This is a genomic window from Cellulomonas sp. NS3 (genome assembly GCF_024757985.1).
Taxonomy (GTDB): domain Bacteria; phylum Actinomycetota; class Actinomycetes; order Actinomycetales; family Cellulomonadaceae; genus Cellulomonas_A.
Genome location: NZ_CP103289.1, coordinates 3,527,693 through 3,543,407, shown reverse-complemented (window position 1 = coordinate 3,543,407; position 15,715 = coordinate 3,527,693). Strand labels below are relative to the sequence as shown.

At 75.8% G+C, this 15,715-nt stretch carries 10 protein-coding genes; 9 read left to right on the top strand and 1 reads right to left on the bottom strand.

Annotated features, from left to right (window positions below):
* Positions 1-65 precede the first annotated feature (65 nt).
* Together NXY84_RS16095 and NXY84_RS16090 are read left to right on the top strand one after the other, a co-directional pair.
* Positions 66-872 (top strand): polyprenol monophosphomannose synthase, encoded by an 807-nt coding sequence (locus tag NXY84_RS16095; RefSeq protein ID WP_258724054.1) that lies wholly within the window; start codon positions 66-68, stop codon positions 870-872.
* Positions 869-2,401 (top strand): glycosyltransferase family 39 protein, encoded by a 1,533-nt coding sequence (locus NXY84_RS16090; protein WP_258724053.1) that lies wholly within the window; start codon positions 869-871, stop codon positions 2,399-2,401. The genes NXY84_RS16095 and NXY84_RS16090 overlap by 4 nt, the downstream gene beginning before the upstream one ends.
* A 71-nt stretch (positions 2,402-2,472) precedes the next feature.
* On the opposite strand, the gene NXY84_RS21765 is transcribed toward NXY84_RS16090, so the two are convergent.
* Entirely contained in the window at positions 2,473-4,548 is a 2,076-nt protein-coding gene (locus tag NXY84_RS21765) for a polysaccharide biosynthesis tyrosine autokinase (RefSeq protein WP_309485005.1), read from the bottom strand.
* Positions 4,549-4,841: 293 nt separating this feature from the next.
* On the opposite strand from NXY84_RS21765, the gene NXY84_RS16075 reads away from it, so the two are divergent.
* The 7 genes from NXY84_RS16075 (at position 4,842) to NXY84_RS16045 (ending at position 15,715) form a co-directional block, all read left to right on the top strand.
* Positions 4,842-5,339: an adenylyltransferase/cytidyltransferase family protein gene (locus NXY84_RS16075; RefSeq protein ID WP_258724052.1), complete on the top strand. Its 498-nt coding sequence runs from the start codon at positions 4,842-4,844 to the stop codon at positions 5,337-5,339.
* 163 nt (positions 5,340-5,502) lie between these two features.
* Positions 5,503-9,201, top strand: coding sequence for a transcription-repair coupling factor (mfd, locus tag NXY84_RS16070; RefSeq protein WP_258724051.1), 3,699 nt, complete (start codon positions 5,503-5,505; stop codon positions 9,199-9,201).
* 213 nt (positions 9,202-9,414) lie between these two features.
* Positions 9,415-11,127 carry a histidine kinase N-terminal 7TM domain-containing diguanylate cyclase gene (locus NXY84_RS16065; protein ID WP_258724050.1) on the top strand — a complete coding sequence of 571 codons (1,713 nt, stop codon included), beginning with the start codon at positions 9,415-9,417 and terminating at the stop codon, positions 11,125-11,127.
* Positions 11,128-11,244: 117 nt separating this feature from the next.
* Complete coding sequence (locus tag NXY84_RS16060) at positions 11,245-12,915, top strand: histidine kinase N-terminal 7TM domain-containing protein (protein WP_258724049.1); 1,671 nt, start codon at positions 11,245-11,247, stop codon at positions 12,913-12,915.
* 64 nt (positions 12,916-12,979) lie between these two features.
* The gene (locus NXY84_RS16055) at positions 12,980-13,561 is read left to right on the top strand and encodes a SurA N-terminal domain-containing protein (RefSeq protein ID WP_258724048.1); all 582 of its coding nucleotides are present in this window, start codon (positions 12,980-12,982) and stop codon (positions 13,559-13,561) included.
* The gene (locus tag NXY84_RS16050) at positions 13,558-14,403 is read left to right on the top strand and encodes a MazG family protein (protein ID WP_258724047.1); all 846 of its coding nucleotides are present in this window, start codon (positions 13,558-13,560) and stop codon (positions 14,401-14,403) included. The genes NXY84_RS16055 and NXY84_RS16050 overlap by 4 nt, the downstream gene beginning before the upstream one ends.
* A 133-nt stretch (positions 14,404-14,536) precedes the next feature.
* Positions 14,537-15,715, top strand: coding sequence for an NAD(P) transhydrogenase subunit alpha (locus NXY84_RS16045; RefSeq protein ID WP_258724046.1), 1,179 nt, complete (start codon positions 14,537-14,539; stop codon positions 15,713-15,715).

The following is a 15,715-nucleotide window of genomic DNA, read 5'->3' as shown; positions in this document are numbered from 1 at the left end:
AGGTCCCCGCGACCGGCACCACGGGTCGCGCACCGCCGACGCGACGGGGAACGAGGGAGTCGACGATGCTGTCCGAGCCTGCCGAGGGGGAGGCGGGCGTCACCGGCACGCATGCCGGGACCCCGCTCGTCGCCATACCGACCTACAACGAGCGCCTCAACATCGAGGACATCGTCGGCCGCGTCCGGGCCGCCGTCCCGGGCGCGCACGTGCTCGTGGTCGACGACGGCTCGCCCGACGGGACCGGCGACCTCGCCGACGCGCTCGCCGCCGCGGACCCGCAGGTGCACGTGATGCACCGCACGAGCAAGGCGGGCCTCGGGGCGGCGTACCTCGCGGGCTTCGCGTGGGCCTTCGAGCGCGGCTACGGCGTCGTCGTCGAGATGGACGCGGACGGCTCGCACCTGCCCGAGCAGCTGCCCTCGCTCCTCGCGGCGCTCGACGAGCGGTCCGCGGAGCTCGTCATCGGCTCCCGCTGGGTCCGGGGCGGCTCGGTCGTGAACTGGCCGCTGCACCGCAAGGTGCTCTCCCGCGGCGGCAGCATCTACGCGCGCGTGATGTGCGGGATCCCCGTGCGCGACGCCACGGCCGGCTACCGCGCGTACCGCGCCGACGCCCTGCGACGCATCGTCGCCGACGGCATCGAGAGCCAGGGCTACTGCTTCCAGATCGACCTCGTGCGCCGTGCGCACCACGCGGGCATGCACGTCGTCGAGGTGCCGGTGACGTTCGTCGAGCGCGAGCGCGGCGAGTCGAAGATGAGCCGGGACATCGTCGTCGAGGCGATGGGGCGCGTCACGCGCTGGGGGTTCGAGCGCGTCACGCGCCGGGCACCTGCCCGCCCGTCGGTCCCGGCCGGCGCCCCGCGATGACGACGCGCGTCCCGGAGGCCGACGAGTCGGCGCCGCGGACGAGCCCGGGGGACGCACCGTCGCCGGGGACGCGCGCCTGGCTCGTGCCGGCGCTCGTCGGCGTCGGTGCGTCGCTGCTCGGGTTCCTCGGGTCGTGGGTGCCGTCGGGCTGGCGGGACGAGGCGGCGAGCCTCTCGGCCGCCACACGCAGCTGGGCCGCGCTCGGGCGCTACCTCGAGGAGATGGACGCCGTGCACGGCGTCTACTACGGGGCCCTGCACGTCTGGCTCGACGTCTGGGGTCCGTCGCTGCTCGCGGCCCGCGCCCTGAGCGCGGTCGGCGTCGGTCTCCTGGCCGCCGGGACGGTCGTGCTCGGACGGTCGCTCGGTGGGGCCCGCCTGGGGCTGCTCGCCGGCGTGGTCGTCGCGGTGCTCCCGCGCACGACGTGGCTCGCGACCGAGGCGCGGTCGGGGGCGCTCGTCGCGGCGGCCGCGGTGTGGGCGACCGTCGCGCTCGTGGCGGCGCTGCGGCGCGGCGGCCTGCGCCGGTGGGCCGTCTACGCGGTGCTGGTCGGGGTCGGGGCGTCGCTGTGGGTCTTCCTCGGGCTGCTCGTCGTCGCGCACGCGATCACCGTGCTCCTCGCGCGGCCCGGCCGTGCCGCCGTGACGCGGTTCGTCGGTGCGGCGGTGCTCGGGGGCGTGCTCGCCGCGCCGGTGCTGGTGCGCTCCGCGGGGCAGACCGGCCAGGTGTCCTGGATCCCGGAGCCCGGGCTGCGCTCGCTGCGGGGCGTCGTGGTCGAGCAGGCCTTCGGCACCGACGGCCTGCTGTCGCTCCCGCTGGCCCTCGTCTGCTGGGCCGCGGTCGCCCTCGTCGTCCTCCGGGCCGTCCGCGGCGGCCGCGACGCCCTCGTGCTGTCGCCGGTCGTCGTGGGGCTGCCGTGGCTCGTCGTCCCGACCGTGGGCGTGCTCGCCTACTCGGTCGTCGCCTCGCCGGTCTACACCCCGAAGTACCTCGCGTTCACGGTGCCCGCCCTCGCGCTGCTCGTCGGCGAGGCCCTGACGACGCTGCGCGGCCGTGCCCAGCCGGCCGCCGCGCTCGGCCTCGTCGTGCTGCTCGCGGTGCCCTCGTACGTCTCGGAGCGGCGCACCACGGCGAAGGACCTCTCGGACTGGGCCCCGGCGGTGCGGCACCTCGAGGCGTCGGCGCGCCCCGGTGACGCCGTGGTCTACACCGACCTGGTCAACGCGAACGGCGACGCGACCTCCTCCGCGCGGGCCCTCGCACGGACCTACCCCGACGCGTTCGCCGGGCTCGAGGACCCCACGCGGCTGCCGACCGCGGACGCCGAGGGGGAGGTGTGGGACCGCAGCAGCACCGTCGAGGATCACCGCGCGGAGCTCCTGCGCGCGCCCCGGGTGTGGCTCGTGGCCGACGCCGCGCTGGCTGCGGACGGTGCCGAGCGCGCCGGGCTCGAACGCCTCGGGTTCGAGGTCGTGGACGCGTGGCAGGGGGACCGCACGGCGGTGCTGCTGCTCGAGCGCGTGGGCTGACCGCGCGCTGACCTCCCGCACACCGCCCGCCCCGTCGTCCCCGGGCGGGCGTCGTCAGGCGTCGGCGGGAATCAGGAGTCCGCGGGAACCGTCGCCGCGTCGTGGTGGGCGGACGGCGCGTCCTGACCGTCCGCGGGCGCGGCGGAGGTCGACGGTGCGGTCGCAGGCGCCGAGGGGGCGGAGCCGGCCTGCCGGGGGTCCGTCCTGGCCGGGTCGGGGCCGGGAGCGGGCCGCCCCTGCGGTGCCGCACCGGGCGCCGGGACAGGACCTCCCGTGGCCGGAACCACCGAGGCCGGGGTGCCCGCGACGGGCCCTCCCGCAGCCGGAGCGCCCGCGTCACGGTCCGCGGCAGGGCCTCCCGGGCCGCGACCCCCGTCCGGCGCGGCGGAGCCCTCGGCACGGGAGACCGCGAACGGGTCCGTGGGGCCGGGCGGCAGCGTCGGCAGGGCGCGCGTCGTCACAGGGACCTCGGCGGGGCCGTCGGCCTCCGTCTCCTCGTAGCGGACCTCGCCGGGGCGTGCCGCGACCGGCAGCCACGCGGCGGGCGGCCGCTCGGCAGCGCCGGCGGCCTCCTCCATGGCGCGCAGCGCCTCGGGCAGGCTCGGGCCGACGAAGCGGGGGGCGGCCGCCACGTCCGGCACGCCCGGGGCGGGGTCGTCCGCGGGAGCGGGGACGGGGGCCGGGAGCGGCGCCGGCCGGCCCGGCGCGCGTCCGGCGGCGGCGTGCAGGGGCCGGGACGCGTCGGCCCCGGCGGTGCGGCGTGCCCCGCGACGGCGGCGCTCCTGCGGCCGCGTGTCGCCGCCGGGGACCGACCCGTACACGTACGCCGCGCCGGACTCCTTCGACGAGACCTGGTTGAGCACGATGCCGAGGATCCGCGCGGCGACCGTCTCGAGCGAGGTGAGGGCCTCGGTGACCTGGTGGCGGTGGGCCTTGCGGCAGCCGACCACGAGCAGCGCGCCGTCGGTGAGCCGCGCGAGCACGGCCGCGTCCGTCACCGGGAGCAGGGGAGCGGAGTCGAGCAGCACGACGTCGTAGCGCAGGGCCGCCTCGCGCAGCAGCTCGACCATCGAGTCGGAGTCGAGCAGCTCGCTCGGGTTGGGCGGGATCTGGCCGGCGGCCAGGACGTCGAGCGTCCCGTCGCCGAAGGGCTGGACGACGTCCTCGAGCTGCGCGTCGCCGATGAGCACGGTGGTGAGGCCGACCGCCCCCTCGAGCCCGAGCATCCGGGAGACCGACGGCCGGCGCAGGTCCGCGTCCACGAGCAGGATGCGCGAGGACCCCTCGGCCATCGCCATCGCGAGGTTGATCGTCGTGACCGACTTGCCCTCGCCGGGCAGCGACGACGTCACGACGATGGTCCGCCCCGAGCCGCGCAGGTTGAGGAAGCGCAGGTTGGTGCGCAGGCGGCGGAACGCCTCCGCCCGGTCGCTCTGGGGGCGGTCGCGGACGACGAGGCGGTCCTCGACGTCCCGACGCTCCCAGCGCACGACGCTGAGCACCGCGGCGTCGGTCACCCGGCGCAGGTCCCGGACGCTGCGGATGCGCGTGTCGACGATCCGGCGCCCGAGCAGGAAGACGACGGCCGCGGCGAGCCCGAGGAGCATGCCGGTCGCGGCGAGCAGCTTGGTGTTGGGCGAGAACGCGTACGACGGCGGCGTCGCGGGGCCCGTCGTGGTGATCTGGATGGCTGGGCGGTCGGCGTCGCGCTCGCCCATGAGCTCGGCGACCGACTCCGGGAGCTGGTCCGCGACCCCGTTGGCGATCGCGGCGGAGCGCTCGGCCTCGCCGCTCACCACGGAGATCTCGAGGATCGAGGTGTCGAGCGGGCTCTCGACGGTGATCGTCTTGGCGAGCGACCCTGCGGTGGTCCCGAGGTCGAGGTCGTCGATGACCTCCTCGAGCACGACGGGCTGGACGGCGAGGCGCGCGAGGCTCGGGACGGTGTTCTGCACGTACGTCGAGCCCTGCACGTCCTCGCCGACGGTCGCGCCGGGCGGGACGGCGATGAAGACGCTGGCCTTCGCGCGGTAGCTCGGCGGGACCGTCTGCGCGTAGGCGTACCCGCCGCCGAAGCCGAGGACGGCGGCGACCACGAGCAGCAGCCAGTTCCGTCGCAGGATCGACAGGTACTCGCTCGGTTCCATCGACCGTCCTTCGTCGGGGCAGCTGCGGCCGGTGGGGACGTCGGGCCCGCCTCGCGGTGCCCACGTCCCGGGTGCGTACGTCCACCTGGGGCAGCGCCCCGGGCAACCGTTCCATCGTGACACAGCGCCAGGTTCGCGAGGCTCCCCACCCACCCGGACGGTCGCGGCCGCGCGGGTGAATTACCTCCTGGTGTGTCGTCAATGCCCGTTTGCGTCGATATCGTGGCGCTGCGACGACGCCGGCCGGGCCGCTCTCGCGACCCTGCCGCCACTTCAGGACCGGGGGACCAGGCATGGCACGTATCGGCTACGCACCGGGTGCGTACGACCTGTTCCACGTCGGTCACCTCAACATCCTGCGGCTCGCCAAGCAGCACTGCGATCACCTGATCGCGGGCGTGGTCTCCGACGAGATGCTCGAGCTCACGAAGGGCTCGCGTCCTGTCGTGCCGCTCGCTGAGCGCATGGAGATCGTCCGGCACATCTCGTTCGTCGACGAGGTCGTCGCCGAGGTGGTGCCCGACAAGGTCGACACGTGGCGCTCGGTCGGCTTCGACGTGATCTTCAAGGGCGACGACTGGCGCGGGACGCCCAAGGGCGACAAGCTCGAGCGCGACTTCGCGGCGGTCGGCGTCGAGGTCCACTACTTCCCGTACACCGCGCACACGTCGAGCACCGCCCTGCGTCGTGCGCTCGCGCGGCTCGACGGGGTCGCCCCGCCGGCCGAGGAGCCGGCGGCCGCGGTCCAGGTGCTCCCCGCGGTCGGGTCCGAGCTCCTCAGCCAGGCCTGAGCCCGGACGCCGCGGAGCCCGCGGCCGCCGTGTGCGTGTGGGACGCGGCTCGTAGACTTCCAGCACGACGACCCCGGGACCGCACGGTTCCGGGGCGCCTGTGCTGTCGTGCCCCCGCTGCTGCGCCCTCCTGCCGGCCGCGGGAGCGCCTGCGAAGGGAACCATGAACCTCACCGGCCTGCTGCCCGCCCTCCTCGCCGACCCGAACGCCGCGCGCGCCGTCGAGCTCGTCCGCTCGCGGGGAGAGGTCGACGTCGTCGGCCCCGCGGGCGTGCGGCCGCCCCTGCTCGCGGCGCTCGCGGGTGCCCGGGCCTCGGACGGAACAGGCGCGGACGGGCCGGCCGGGGGAGCCGCGGGGCGGCCGCTCGTGGTCGTCACGGCGACCGGGCGCGACGCCGACGAGCTCGCCGCCTCCCTGCGCTGCTACCTCCCCGACGACGCGGTCGCGGTGCTGCCCGCGTGGGAGACGCTCCCGCACGAGCGGCTCTCGCCCCGCAGCGACACGGTCGCGCGCCGGCTGGCGGTCTTCCGCCGCCTCGCGCACCCGACCGACGACGACGGCCTCACGGGCCCGATCCGCGTCCTCGTCGTGCCGGTGCGCGCGCTGCTCCAGCCCGTCGTCGACGGTCTCGGGGAGCTCGAGCCCGTCGCGCTCGCGGTCGGGGATCGCGCCGACCTCGCCGAGCTCGCGGACCGGCTCGTCGGCGCGGCGTACGCGCGCGTCGACATGGTCGAGAAGCGCGGCGAGTTCGCGGTGCGGGGCGGGATCCTCGACGTGTTCCCGCCCACGGAGGACCACCCGCTGCGCATCGAGTTCTGGGGCGAGGACGTCGAGGAGATCCGCTGGTTCTCCGTCGCGGACCAGCGCAGCCTCGAGATCGCCTCGCACGGGCTCTGGGCGCCGCCGTGCCGGGAGATCCTGCTGACGGACGACGTGCGCGGCCGTGCGATCGCGCTCATGGACCACCTCCCGGGTGCCGCGGAGATGCTCGAGAAGCTCGCCGACGGGATCGCGGTCGAGGGCATGGAGTCCCTCGCGCCGGCGCTCGTCGAGCGCATGGTGCCCGTGCTCGACCTCGTGCCCGACGACGCGCTGCTCGTGCTCGTCGACCCCGAGCGGGTCCGGCGGCGTGCGCACGACCTCGTGGCCACGACCGAGGAGTTCCTCGCGGCGGCGTGGACCTCCGCGGCGGCAGGCGGTGCGACGCCGCTCGACCTGTCCGCGGCGTCGTTCGCCTCGTTCGCCGAGGTGCGGGCGCTCGCGGCCGTGCGCGGGCTCGGGTGGTGGACGCTCAGCCCGTTCACGCTCGACGCCGAGGGAGTCGCGCGTGCCGAGGAGACCGGGAACCGCATCGAGCGGGCCGGGCTCACGGACGACCACGCGACGGGCGACGTGCTGACCGGCGCGGGCGAGACGCTCGTCGTGGCGGCGCGCGACGTCGAGCGGTACCGCGGCGAGGTCGACCGGGCGGTCGCCGACGTGCGCGCGCTCCAGCAGGCCGGCTGGCACCTCGTGCTCGCGACCGAGGGGCACGGCCCCGCGCAGCGCATGACCGAGCAGCTCAAGGCCGCCGACGTGCCCGCGCGGCTCGTGCCGACGATCGAGGCGGCGCCCGAGGGTGGCGTCGTGCTCGTCGTGCCCGCACCCGTCGGTCCCGGGTTCGTCGCCGAGGGCCTGCGGCTCGCGGTGTTCTCCGAGTCCGACCTCACCGGCCGCACCGGGACCTCGACGCGCGACATGCGCAAGATGCCGTCCCGCCGGCGCAACACGGTCGACCCGCTGCAGCTGCGGCCGGGCGACCACGTCGTGCACGAGCAGCACGGCGTCGGGCGCTTCGTCGAGCTCGTGCAGCGCACGATCGGCTCGGGCGCGACCGCCGCGACGCGCGAGTACATGGTCATCGAGTACCAGTCGAGCAAGCGGGGCCAGCCCGGGGACCGGCTGTTCGTGCCGACGGACCAGCTCGACCAGGTGACCAAGTACGTGGGCGGCGAGGCGCCGAGCCTGAACAAGATGGGCGGCGGCGACTGGGCCAAGACCAAGGGCCGTGCGCGCAAGGCGGTCAAGGAGATCGCCGCCGAGCTCATCCGCCTGTACTCGGCACGCATGGCGACGCCCGGGCACGCGTTCGCCCCGGACACCCCCTGGCAGCGCGAGCTCGAGGACGCGTTCGCGTACGTCGAGACCCCCGACCAGCTCGCCACGATCGACGAGGTCAAGGCCGACATGGAGAAGCCCGTCCCGATGGACCGGCTCGTGTGCGGCGACGTCGGCTACGGCAAGACCGAGATCGCGGTGCGCGCGGCGTTCAAGGCCGTGCAGGACGGCAAGCAGGTCGCGGTGCTCGTGCCGACGACGCTGCTCGTCCAGCAGCACCTCGACACGTTCACCGAGCGGTACTCGGCGTTCCCGGTCGTGGTCAAGGCGCTCTCGCGCTTCCAGACCGCCGCGGAGAGCAAGGCGATCGTCGACGGGCTCGCCGACGGCAGCATCGACGTCGTCATCGGCACGCACCGGCTCATCACGGGAGAGGTCCGGTTCAAGGACCTCGGGCTCGTGATCGTCGACGAGGAGCAGCGGTTCGGCGTCGAGCACAAGGAGACGCTCAAGGCGCTGCGGACCAACGTCGACGTGCTGGCGATGAGCGCGACCCCGATCCCGCGCACGCTCGAGATGGCGGTCACCGGCATCCGCGAGATGTCGACGCTCGCGACGCCGCCCGAGGAGCGCCACCCGGTGCTCACGTTCGTCGGCGGGTACGACGAGAAGCAGATCACCGCGGCCATCCGCCGCGAGCTGCTGCGCGAGGGCCAGGTCTTCTACGTGCACAACCGCGTCGAGTCGATCGAGCGGGTCGCGGCGCGCCTGGGCGAGCTCGTGCCGGAGGCCCGGGTCGCCGTCGGGCACGGCAAGATGCCCGAGCACCAGCTCGAGCAGGTCATCGTCGACTTCTGGGAGAAGAAGTTCGACGTGCTGGTCTGCACCACGATCGTCGAGACGGGCCTCGACATCTCGAACGCGAACACGCTCATCCTCGAGCGCGCCGACCTGCTCGGCCTCTCGCAGCTCCACCAGCTGCGCGGGCGCGTGGGCCGCGGGCGCGAGCGTGCGTACGCCTACTTCCTGTACCCGCCCGAGCGCCCGCTCACCGAGACCGCGCACGACCGGCTCGCGACGATGGCGGCGAACACCGACCTGGGCGCGGGCATGGCGATCGCGATGAAGGACCTCGAGATCCGCGGCGCGGGCAACCTGCTCGGCGGCGAGCAGTCCGGGCACATCGAGGGCGTCGGCTTCGACCTGTACATCCGGATGGTCGGCGAGGCCGTCGCGGGCTTCCGCGGCGAGGTCGAGGAGGAGCTGCCCGACGTCACGATCGAGCTGCCCGTCGACGCGCACCTGCCGCACGACTACATCGCCCACGAGCGCCTGCGCCTCGAGGCGTACCGCAAGATCGCCGCCGCGGTCGACGAGGCGGCGCTCGCGGAGGTCCGCGCGGAGCTCGTGGACCGGTACGGCCCGGTCCCGGACGCCGTGAACAACCTGTTCGACGTCGCGGCGTTCCGGACCCGCGTGCGCGCGGCCGGCCTGAGCGACGTCACCGCGCAGGGCAAGTTCGTGCGCTTCGCGCCGGTCGAGCTGCCCGAGTCGGCGCAGATGCGGCTCAAGCGGCTCTACCCCGGCACGGTGCTCAAGCCGGCGATCCGCACGATCCTCGTGCCGTTCCCGACGACGGCGCGCATCGGCGGCAAGCCGCTGCACGGCGAGGCGCTGCTCGCGTGGGCGCGCCAGCTCATCGACGCGGTGGTGGTCGGCGACGTGTCCGCGGCGGCCACGGTGGGGACCGCGGCACGGCGCTGAGGCTCCCCCGAACGCCGGACGCACTCCCGCGGGGGAGGTGCGACGATGACCTGGACACCGGGTGTGAAGCCATCGCACCACGGACCGCGCGTGCTCCGGACGGGGGCGCGGCGGACGACGAGATTCTCGCCCGGCCGCCCCTGGGTCGCCGCGGCGCGCGGCGGTGCGTGCACGCGTGAGCGTTCACGCGGGGCGAGGGGGGTGCGCAGGCACGTGAGCCCGGTCGTGCACCTGCTCGTCTACCTGGCCGCCGTCGTGGTGTTCGTCGTGGTCGCGATCGGCGCGTTCCGGCGCCGGGGCCCGCGCACGGTGACGGCGACGTCGCTCGGGGTGCTCGCCGTCGCCGGCGCGTGGTGGAGCCTCGCGGACGCCATCAGCGTCGGACCGTTCGACCCGCGCGTGCAGTCCGTCGCCGCGCTCGCGTCGTTCCCGGGCGTCGCCGTCGCCGTCGGGGCGTTCGCGTGCCTCGGCCGCAGCGCGACGGGGACGGGGTGGGCGCCGAGCCGGGCGGTGCTCGCGGGCCTGAGCGTCGAGCCGATCCTCGTGACGGTGACCGCCGCGACGAACCCGTGGCACGAGCTCTTCTACTCCGGCACCGCGGCGGCGACGCTCGGCGACCCGATGCTGTGGGAGCGAGCGCCGCTGTTCTGGCTGCACGCGCTGTACTCCTACGTGCTCATCGGGGCGGGCCTCGTGTTCGTCGCGCGCGGCTGGTGGACGGCGCCGCCCGCGTTCCGGCGCCAGCGCTGGAACCTGCTGCTGGCCTCCGTCGTGCCGGTGCTCGTCAACGTCGTCAACCTCACCGGCGCGTTCGGCGACCTGGGCGACCCGACGCCGCTCGGCTTCGCGGTCACGGCCGGGGTCATCGGGAACGCGATGTTCCGGCAGGACTTCATCGCGTTCGCGCCCGTCGCCCGCGACGTGCTCATCGAGCGCATCAGCGACCCCGTGATCGCGCTCAGCCCCGACGGGCGCCTGATCGACGCGAACCCGGCGGCGCTCAAGCTGCTCGTCGCGACCGCCGGCCCACGGCTCGGCACCACCCAGCTCATCGGGATGCCCGCGCGGGTCGTCATGTCGTGCTGGGGCCTGTTCGACGCCGACGGCCGGCTCGTCGCCGCGGAGGACGAGCCCGCGCACCTCACGCTGGTCGTCGCCGGGACGCCCGTCGACCTGGAGGTGCGCGCGTCGCCGCTCGTCGACGGGCGCGGGCGGGAGATCGGCACCGTGCTCGTCGCGCGCGACGTGACCGAGGTCAACGCGCAGCGGGCCCGGCTCGTCGAGCAGCTCGCGACCATCGAGCGGCTCCGCAGCGACCTCGCCGAGCAGGCGGTGCGCGACCCCCTCACCGACCTGCACAACCGGCGCCACCTCATGGAGCGCTTCGGCCCGATGCTCGGCGAGGCCGCCGGAGCCGGCGAGCCGCTCGCGGTCGTCGTGCTCGACCTCGACCGGTTCAAGCGCGTGAACGACGAGCACGGTCACCTGACCGGCGACGCGGTGCTCATCGCGATGGCGCAGCGGCTGCGCGAGTGCGTGCCCGTGGGTGCGCTCGCCGCGCGCTGGGGCGGTGAGGAGTTCGTGGTCGTCGTGCCGGGGGCCGACCTGACCGAGGGGGCCGTGCTCGCCGAGACGCTGCGCCGCCGGTGCGAGGCGGAGCCCCTCGGCAGCGGTGAGCGCGTCGTGCGGTGCACGCTCAGCGCCGGGGTCGCGGCCTACCCGGTCAGCGGGGGGACCGTCACGGACCTCCTGCTCGCCGCCGACCGGGCGCTGTACGAGGCGAAGGACCACGGGCGCAACCTCGTCCGGCGCGCGCCCCCGCCCGGTGACGGCTCGCGCGCGCCCGCCCGGCCCGTGCGGCTCGACCCGGCGGACGACGCCGCGGACGGGTCCGACGAGGCCGCCGACGAGGTCGCCGGGGCCTGAGCGCGCGGTCGGATGATCCTGACCGTGCGGTCGGCCGACGGCTTGCCTTTCCCGACCGGCTGCCGATGGGGCAGGTCGACGGGGCCCGCCGGGCCGCGCAGTCCCGGGAAGGTGGGCATGGGTCCGCTCGTCGCGTCCGTGTACGTCGCGTCGGCGATCCTGTGCACCACCGTCGCGGTCTACGCGTGGCGCAACCGCGTCGGGCGGGCGGTGACGGCGACGTCCCTCGCGGCGGTCGCGGTCGGCGCCGGCTGGTGGTCCGTCGTCGCGGCGCTCCAGGCCGGTGGCGCCGGTGACGCCGTCAGCGCGGTGGCCAGCCTCGCGGTGTACCCGGGCATCGGGCTCCTCGTCCTCGCGTTCACGGTCCTCGCGCGCAGCGTCGCTACCGGCGACTGGTCCCCGAGCCGGCGGCTGCTCGCGCTGCTAGCGGTCGAGCCGGTGCTCGTGACCGCAGTCGCCGCGACGAACCCGTGGCACCGCCTGCTCTACCACGGCCCCGGCACGGGTGAGCTCGCGACGCCGCAGCTGTGGGAGCACGGGCCGGCCTTCTGGGTGCACACCGCGTACAGCTACGGGCTGCTGCTCGTCGGCATGGTCACGCTCGCGGTCGGGTGGTGGAAGGCGCCGCAGGTCTTCCGGCGCCAGTACCTCAGCGTCCTGCTCGCGTCGCTCGTGCCGGTGGCCGTGAACGTGCTGAGCGTCTTCGACGCGCTCCCGGGCCTCACGCAGCCGACTCCCCTCGGGTTCGCCGCGACCGGCGCGATCATGGCCTGGGCGATCTTCCGGCAGGACCTCATCGCGTTCGCCCCGGTGGCGCGCGCCCTCGTCGTGGACCGCATCGGCGAGTACGTCATCGTCGTCAGCCCGGACGGGCGGATCCTCGACGTCAACCCCGCGGCGGACCGGTTCGTCCGGTCGATGAACCCCGGGGGGCCCGCGACGCTGCTCGGGTCGTCGGCGTCGTCGGCGCTCGGGGGCTTCGACGTGAGCGACCTGCTCGCCGGGTCCGGGGACGTGGACCGTGTGGTCCACGGTCACGACCGCACGGTCGAGCTGCAGCTGAGCTCGTCGCGCCTGGTGGACAACCGCGGGGTGGACCTCGGCGTCGTGCTCGTGGGCCGCGACGTCACGGAGGCCAACGAGCAGCGCCGGGAGCTCGCGGCGGCGAACGAGCGCCTGGGGGAGCAGCTGCGGACGATCGAGGTGCTCCGGGCGGACCTGGCCGAGCAGGCGTCGCGCGACCCGCTGACGGGGCTGCTGAACCGCCGCCGCCTCATGGTCGGCCTCGCGGAGGCGATGGCCGCGTCGCACGGGCCGGCCGCGTCGGTGGGGCCGGGCGGGTCGGTCGCGGTGCTCATGGTCGACGTCGACCACTTCAAGCAGGTGAACGACCGGTGGGGTCACCGCGCCGGGGACGAGGTGCTCGTGCAGCTCGCGCGGCTGCTGTGCGAGGTCACGCCCGAGGACGCCCTCGTCGGGCGCTGGGGCGGTGAGGAGTTCCTCGTCGTGCTCCCCGGCGCCGACACCGCGGCGGCGGCATCCGTCGCCGAGACGGTCCGCGCGCGGTGCGCCGAACCGCCCGCGTGCGCGTCGGCGGACGGTGCCCCCCGCGCGCGCACGGTCAGCATCGGCGTCGCGGCGACCCGGTCCCCGACCGGGGCCCCCGACATGCTCGTCGACGCGGCGGACTCCGCCCTCTACGACGCCAAGCACGGCGGCCGGGACTGCGTGCGCGTGCACCCCGGTCTCGCCGCGGACGAGCGGCGGGCGGCGTCAGCCCGGACGTGAGGCGTGCGCCTACGATGGGCCCCGATCCACGAGCGACGACGCGGGAGGTCCCAGGGTGACGACGGTGACGACGGTTCCGGACGAGCACGCAGGCCGGCGGCCCGGCACGCGCCGGCGTGCACGGCTGCGCACGGGCGCGGTGCTGGGGCTCGTGGCCGCGGTGACCCTCGCGGGGTGCACCGGGCAGCCGGGGGCCGCGGCGGTCGTCGACGGCCGGGTCATCGCCGTCGAGGACGTGCACACGGCCGTCGCGCAGCTCTCCCCGTTCTTCGAGGGCGCGACGTCCGAGAACGTGCTCGCGGTGCTCGTCCAGGAGCCGACGATCCGCGCCTTCGCCCAGGAGCACGGGGTCGCGGTGTCCGACCAGGCGGCGCGCGCCCAGCTGACCGACGCGGCGGCCCAGCTCGAGGTGCCGACGGAGGAGTTCGGCGAGCCGGCGGTCTCGGTGTCGCGGTACCTGCTCGTCTGGGAGCAGCTCACGGGGCTCCCCGACGCGCAGACGCTCATCCCCGACCTGCAGCTCGAGCTCAGCGAGCTCGACGTCGAGGTCAGCCCGCGGTTCGGCACCGTCGACGAGGGCAACGAGCTCGTCGCGGTCGACCGGCCGTGGCTCGTGACGAGCGACGACGAGACCGCGGTCGAGTGACCGCCGCGGGTCCCGGCCGGCCGGGCGACGGCGTGCGCGACCTCGTCGCGACGATGGACCGGCTCCGCTCGCCGGGCGGGTGCCCGTGGGACGCGCAGCAGACCCACGCGAGCCTCGTGCCGTACGCGCTCGAGGAGGCCTACGAGGTCGCGGAGGCGATCGAGGCGGGCGACCGCGCGGACCTGCGCGAGGAGCTCGGTGACCTCCTGCTCCAGGTCGTCTTCCACGCGCGCATCGCGCAGGAGCACCCGACCGAGCCGTTCGACCTGGACGACGTCGCGCGCGGGATCACCGCCAAGCTCGTGCGGCGGCACCCGCACGTGTTCGGCGCGGACGGCGCGGTGGGCACCGACGGCCCGGACGCCGGGGCCCGGGCGGACGGAGGGGGCGCGGACGCCGCTCCCGCGGCCGGTGCCGACGGCCGCGGCCCGGAGCGGGCAGCGTACGCGGCCGGCGCGGACGCCACCGCACCCGTCGGTGACCTCCACGTGCAGTGGGACCGGATCAAGCGCGCGGAGAAGCAGCGGACGTCGGTGCTCGACGGCGTCCCGCTCGCGCTCGGGGCGCTCGCCCGGGGCCAGAAGGTGCTCGGCCGGGCGCGCAGGGCCGGCCTGGAGCTCACGGGAGCGGCGGCGACCGGCTGGCGCTCCGACGCCCAGGTCACGTCGCCGGCGGACCCGGCCGCGGCCGGGTGGCAGGAGGCGGAGGTGGGGCGCCGGCTGCTCGAGGTCGTCGCGACGGCCGACGAGCTGGGCGTCGACGCCGAGTCGGCGCTGCGGGCAGCCGTCCGCGGCGTCGAGCAGCAGGTGCAGCAGATCGAGCGCTCTTCCGCCGAGCAGTAGGGAAGCGCTTGCCCGGGACGGAGGTCCGGGGTCGCGCGACGCGCGGAGCGCCACGATGTCACCGTAGGAGGACGGCAGCGAGGCCGCCGCGGCGCACAGGCGCAGCGGCCCGCACGGGCGAGAGCGAGGTCGCATGACGACGGCACTGACGGTGGCGGCGCTCGTGGAGCGCGCGGCGGGGGAGCAGCGCGTCGCGCTCGTCCCCGAGGTGGTGGCCCGGCTCGTCGCGGACGGCTACGAGGTGCTCCTGGAGTCCGGAGCAGGGGCGCGGGCGTTCCACCCCGACGACGCGTACGTCGCCGCCGGCGCCAAGGTCGACACGCTCGACGCCGTGCTCGCGGCCGCCGACGTCCTCCTCGCGGTGCGTCGCCCCGAGCCCACGGTGCTCGACCGGCTGCGGCCCGGGCAGGTGCTGATCGGGCTGCTCGACGCGCGCGGTGACGCCCGGGCGGGGCTCGACGAGCTCGCCGCCCGCGGGGTCGTCGTGCTGTCGCTCGACCTCCTCCCGCGCACCCTCTCGCGGGCGCAGACCATGGACGCGCTGAGCTCGCAGGCGTCCGTCGCCGGCTACCGCGCGGCGCTCGTCGCGGCCGAGGCGTTCGGGCGGTACGTGCCGATGATGATCACGGCCGCCGGGACCGCACGGCCCGCGACGGTGCTCGTGCTCGGCGCCGGCGTGGCCGGCCTGCAGGCGATCGGGACCGCACGCCGGCTCGGCGCGCAGGTCAGCGGCTACGACGTCCGGCCCGCGGCCCGGGAGGAGGTCACGTCGCTCGGCGCCGGCTTCCTGCGCACGTCCGTGACGGCGGGTGCGGGCGAGGGCGGCTACGCCCGGGCGCTCACCCCCGAGGAGCAGGCGCTCCAGCAGGCCGAGCTCGGGCAGCAGATCCGCACGTTCGACGTGGTGATCACGACGGCGCAGGTGCCCGGCGGGCGCCCGCCCGTGCTGGTCACGGCCGAGACGCTCGCGGCGATGAGGCCGGGCTCGGTCGTCGTCGACCTCGCGTCCGGGCCGCTCGGCGGCAACGTCGACGGCTCGGTCCCCGGGCAGCGGGTCCTGACCGAGGGCGGCGTCACGGTCATCGGGGCGGGCGACCTGCCGGCGCAGATGCCGACCGGCGCGTCGGCGGCCTACGCGCGCAACGTCACCGCGCTCCTCGCGGCCGTGGTGCGGGACGGCGCGCTCGCGCTCGACCCGCAGGACGAGGTCGTGGGCGCCGTCTGGGTCCGGCCCGCGGCGCCCGCCGACCTCCGGGCCGCGACGCAGGGCCCCGCCCCGACCACCCCCGCGAGCCTCCCGGAAGGGGAGTGA

Coding starts and splice junctions, on each gene's coding strand:
- NXY84_RS16095 (WP_258724054.1), top strand. CDS start 66: ATGCTGTCCGAGCCTGCCGAGGGGGAGGCGGGCGTCACCGGCACGCAT.
- NXY84_RS16090 (WP_258724053.1), top strand. CDS start 869: ATGACGACGCGCGTCCCGGAGGCCGACGAGTCGGCGCCGCGGACGAGC.
- NXY84_RS21765 (WP_309485005.1), bottom strand. CDS start 4,548: ATGGAACCGAGCGAGTACCTGTCGATCCTGCGACGGAACTGGCTGCTG.
- NXY84_RS16075 (WP_258724052.1), top strand. CDS start 4,842: ATGGCACGTATCGGCTACGCACCGGGTGCGTACGACCTGTTCCACGTC.
- mfd (WP_258724051.1), top strand. CDS start 5,503: ATGAACCTCACCGGCCTGCTGCCCGCCCTCCTCGCCGACCCGAACGCC.
- NXY84_RS16060 (WP_258724049.1), top strand. CDS start 11,245: ATGGGTCCGCTCGTCGCGTCCGTGTACGTCGCGTCGGCGATCCTGTGC.
- NXY84_RS16045 (WP_258724046.1), top strand. CDS start 14,537: ATGACGACGGCACTGACGGTGGCGGCGCTCGTGGAGCGCGCGGCGGGG.